The sequence below is a fragment of the Cellulophaga geojensis KL-A genome, from assembly GCF_000568425.1.
In the GTDB taxonomy this organism is placed as follows: Bacteria; Bacteroidota; Bacteroidia; order Flavobacteriales; family Flavobacteriaceae; genus Cellulophaga; species Cellulophaga lytica.
In genome coordinates this window covers 1-5,006 of the sequence record NZ_ARZX01000047.1, presented here as the reverse complement: position 1 = coordinate 5,006, position 5,006 = coordinate 1, and the positions used below count along the sequence as shown (strand labels likewise).

At 33.0% G+C, this 5,006-nt stretch carries 2 protein-coding genes; both read right to left on the bottom strand.

Annotation, left to right across the window (positions count from 1 at the left end):
• Positions 1 to 491: 491 nt before the first annotated feature.
• Positions 492 to 1,916 carry a SusD/RagB family nutrient-binding outer membrane lipoprotein gene (locus KLA_RS16945; RefSeq protein ID WP_013621703.1) on the bottom strand — a complete coding sequence of 475 codons (1,425 nt, stop codon included), beginning with the start codon at positions 1,914 to 1,916 and terminating at the stop codon, positions 492 to 494.
• Between the two features lie 11 nt (positions 1,917 to 1,927).
• Positions 1,928 to 5,006 (bottom strand): SusC/RagA family TonB-linked outer membrane protein (locus tag KLA_RS16940; RefSeq protein ID WP_034647304.1); only part of this gene is annotated, 3,079 nt, incomplete at its 5' end.

Below are 5,006 nucleotides of genomic sequence, written 5' to 3'. Positions count from 1 at the left end.
TAAGATTCCTCTTTGTTTTGTTTTCATTTTTGAAATATTTGAATTAGTCGGTATCAAAAATCAAAAATTAATGTTAATAAGCAAACTAAATTTCTATTTATTTTAACAATAATCTTATAAAAAGACCTAAAATTTTATATTATTCATAATTTTAATTATGTCAGACTATTAAAAATGTAATTTTGTTTATTATTTATTACGTATTGTTATATTAATAATAAACAACTGATAATGTAGGAAATTTACTCTAAACTTATGTTTTGTTTTACGCAATCTATTTATTTATTTCGTGTTATTACTAAATTGAAAATCAATACAATTCTCAATTTCCTTATATTTTTTTACATTTAAATATCTTAATTTTTAGATATTATATATTGTAGTTTTTTTCTTATTTTATTTTTATTTGATTATTTTTTGAGTAAGTTTTTAAATAAAAAAACCTGCAGGAATACCTGCAGGTTTGAAATATATTTGAAATTAAAATAATTTTAATTTACATCCCACCAAACTTTTGTTGTCATATCTCCTGGTGTAGAAGTAACTGCTTCTAGTGAAGCTGCATTTGATGTTGTTTCAGATAAAGGATATGGCATACGTACTGGAATTGTACTAATGAATGCCGCCTCTGGAGCTGTTAATTGTGGGTAATCTAATCTTCTCCATTCATTCCAAGCTTCAAAACCTTTAGCATATAACGCAACCCATTTTTGAACCCCAATAGATTCTTTCCAGTTAGCAGCATCATAAGGATTATTAGTTAAGTAATCACTTATAGCTGCAGAATCATCTATACCCCAATAGTTCATAGAAGCTGTAACAGCGTTGTTGTATGCTGCTTCTGCATCTCCAGTTAATATACCTCTTTGGTAAGCTTCAGCTAATAAAAATTGTACTTCTGCATAAGACATAATTACGTGAGGTGCTGTTGCAGCTCTAACTAAATCGCTTGGTCTAGAAGTTGTAGGCTTTAATACTGTAGCGTCATTATCACTTAAGCCGTAAGGCATACCAACAATTGAACCACTAGAAGCAGGTTTAGCATATACTTCTAACCTTGGGTCACCTAGGTCTGTTAGGGTAGTAACTAAATATTCAGAAACCGCATAATCATCTCTATTATTTATGTTTACATTTCTCCATAATGGATTAGACCTATCTGGTGCGGCATCAAAAGTAAATAAAGCATTTTCTACATTGCTTGAGATTAAATTAGAAGCTGCAGCTGTTGCATATTGTGTAGCTGTTGCTAAATCAACGTCGGATAGACGTATGGCATATTTTAGCATAAGTGAATTTGTTAACTTAATCCAGCTATCAACATTTCCGTTATAGACTACATCTCCACTGGTAAAAGAAGGAGAGCTAGTGTCAAAACTATTACTTGCTTGTTCTAAAGTTTCTAAAATCCCTAAATAAACATTTTCCTGAGAGTCATAACTTGGTAAGTTAAACTCGCTGTTAATTGCTTCAGTATAAGGAACTGCGCCAAAACCATCAGATAAGAAAGTAAATACTTGAGACGACATTACATCTAAGATATTTTTCCTGTTAGTTTTGATGTTGTCAGATACGTCTTGTAATTCTACTAATTCTTTGGCAGAATTTAGTTCTTTAAGTATAGATACATACATTGTAGACCACGTACCATCAAAAGCAGTAATTGTTTGATTGTATCTACTGTCTTCAGTATATTCATTTTCTGCCCACTGTTGTGTCATTAACATACCCCATCCAGCATTAACTCCTGTTCCGGCCATACTGTTGTAGAATGTGTATTCTGCTGTAGTTAGTAGGGTAGAAGGGCTAACTATAACCGCATTGTTAGGGTCAACATTTAGTTCTTCAAGTCCATTATCACAAGCGCAAAACATAGTTGCAGAAAGTAATAAGGTAAATATTTTATTTTTTTTCATGATTTAATAATTTAAAATTTAGCAGATAAATTAACACCAAATGATCTTGTTGGTGGAACCTGTGCGTTCTCCAAACCTTGTACGTTACCAGAGCCTGTAATAACTTGAGGGTCAATATATGGTACATCTGCAGAGATTATAGCTAAGTTTCTGCCAAATACACTAAGATTTACACTTGTAAAAGGAAGGTCTTTTAACACTTTAGCAGGTAAAGAATAACTTAATCTTACGTCTCTAAATTTAATAAAGCTAGCATCATAAACGTTAGGAGCAGCTCTATTCCAATATGTTTGGTAATAAGTTTGTGGATCTATTCTTGTAGTATTTACAGCTCCAGTAGATGTTACACCAGGTAAAACCATTCCGTTAGCTCTAGTGTCACTTTCGCCATTAAAGGCTACAGTTTCTGGGTGCATACCTGAGTATTTGGCCCACTGTAAAGAAGTAGAGTGTATTATACCACCTTCTTGAAAATCTATTAAACCAGACAATGTAAAGTTTTTATACGTAAAAGATGTACTTACACCTCCAACCCAGTCAGCAATTGCAGATCCTAGGTAAACTCTATCATCAGTAAATAGGTATGCTCCATCATCACCAACAACTTTGTTTCCGTTGTCATCATAAATGTAATCTTGACCGTACATAGCCATATATGGTTTTCCTTCTTGAATTCTTAAATCGGCAGCCCAAGTTCCACCCATATTAATACTTTCAACTAAAGTTTCGCCATTTTCATCTTTTAACAATTCAACCACTTCATTTTTCTGTTGAGTAAGGTTTAATCCTATATCCCATCTAAAGTTTTCTGTTTGAATTGGAGTACCATTAATTTGGAATTCAAAACCTGAATTTTTCATACTACCAGCATTCAATAATTTTGATGAATAACCTGTAGATGATGAAGTTGGTACGTTAAAAATTTGGTCTTCAGTAAGTCTATCGTAGTAAGAAGCATCAATACTTAATCTACTATTAAATAATTTAACTAAAATACCGAATTCTGTTTCTGTAGTTAACTCATTAACTAAGTCAGGATTTTGCTGTGAGTTAGGAACTGTGTACATTGGGAAACTTCCAAAATTTGGAGTCAAAGGAGAATATACATCAGATAACCTATATGGATCTGCATCATTACCCGCTTGAGCAATACTAGCTCTAAGCTTAACAAAATTTACTACGTTACTACCTTTTATGAAATCTAATTCAGATAAAGCAAAACTTATAGAAGCAGCAGGATAAAAATAGCTATTGTTCTTTTTTGGAAGTGTAGAAGACCAGTCATTTCTAGCAGATAAATCTAAGAATAACATATCTTTAAAACCAAAAGAAGTTGATCCAAATATACTATTAATTCCTTTGTTAGCCTCGTAAGTATCTGTGTTAGCAGCAGCACTAGAATTGCTAATATTGTAAAAACGATCTACTACCAAACCACCAGAAGTTGCAGCAGTTATTCTTTTTGTAAACTGTCTCATCCTGTTAGCACCCAATATACCACTAAAAGTAAAGTCTTCAGAAAAATCTTTTTGATAGTTTAATCTAACCTCAAAGTTGTTTTCTTGGAATTTTCTTTCAGTTTCAACATATTTAGAAGGATCTACTGATCTAAATGGAATACCTTCCATTAAACTAAATTGAGATATATCTGTACCAAATTGAGAAGATAAGCTTAAGTTGTCAGTTATAGCATAGCTAAAGTTAGCGTTACCAAAAACTCTATTTCTAGTATCTTCTTGCATAAAGTTATTTCTAACCCATGATGGATTATCAAAATAATTAGGAGTAGGATCAAAAGAAGTTAAGTTACCAGAAGCATCTGTAACAATTCCTTTTGGGTTCCAAGTGTATTGGTTACCTTCTGTTGTGTTTTGTTGATTTTTAATTCTCTCAACATCTAATTGTGTTTGCCACCATTGGTTAAATCCTTGTAAAGGGTTTCCGTTGCTATAACCTGTAATGTTTCTGTTTTGAGCTTCTGTTTTTATGTAGCTCATTGTTACACCAGCTTTTAATTTTTCTGTTAAATTATAAGTTGTGTTTAGGTTTACTGTATTTCTCTGTAAAGCACCATTAGGAGTTGTACCTGTTTGGTCTACATTAGAATAACCCAATCTAAAAGAGCCTTTTTCATTTGCGCCGCTTAACGCAACACTATTCATAAGAGTTACACCGGTATTAAAGAATGAATCATATGTGTTATCAGGGGCAACCCAAGGTCTAGTTTCTTTGTAGTTACTAGCTCCTGGATCCCAAGAATCCCAATGTCTAACATTTACATTTGGGTCAAATTTAGGACCCCAAGATCCATCTTTTCCGTAGTTGGGAGCTAAATATGCTACACCATCTTGTGTAAATTCATTAAATCCACTTGGTGTATCATAAGATGAACCACCACCATACATTCTTTGGTGAGGTATTAAGTTTCTAACTTCATCAATAGTAATACTACTATCAAAAGTTACTCCAAGACCTTTTTTGTCAGATCCATTTTTGGTCGTAATCAATATAACACCATTTGCACCTCTAGAACCATATATAGCAGTTGCGGCAGCACCTTTTAATACAGACATAGTTTTAATACTAGAAGGGTCTATATCTGACGCAGAGTTACCGTAATCATAGTTGCCTCCACCAAAACCTCTTTCTTGGCTTGAGCTAGAAAAACTTTGGTTACTTACTGGAACACCGTCAATTACAAATAATGGCTGGTTATTTCCTAAGAATGAGTTTGAACCTCTAATAGTTATTCTAGATGATCCACCTAAAGTAGATGAACTACCTTGGATTTGTACACCTGCAACTTTACCTTGTAAAGAGTTTACAATGTTAACTTCTTTGGCGTTATCAATACTTTCTCCTGTAACTTTTTGAACAGCATAACCAATAGCTTTTTCTTTCTTGCTTATACCAAGTCCAGTAACAATAACTTCTTGAAGGGCTTCAGCATCTTCCTGCATTTGTACGTTAATAACGTTAGAGTTACTAACAGTACGAGAAGTAGGTGTTTGACCTAAATAAGTAAATAAAAGTACTTGCCCGCTAGATGCAGAAATAGTGTATTTCCCATCAAAATCTGTTTGAGTACCT

Coding starts and splice junctions, on each gene's coding strand:
- KLA_RS16945 (WP_013621703.1), bottom strand. CDS start 1,916: ATGAAAAAAAATAAAATATTTACCTTATTACTTTCTGCAACTATGTTT.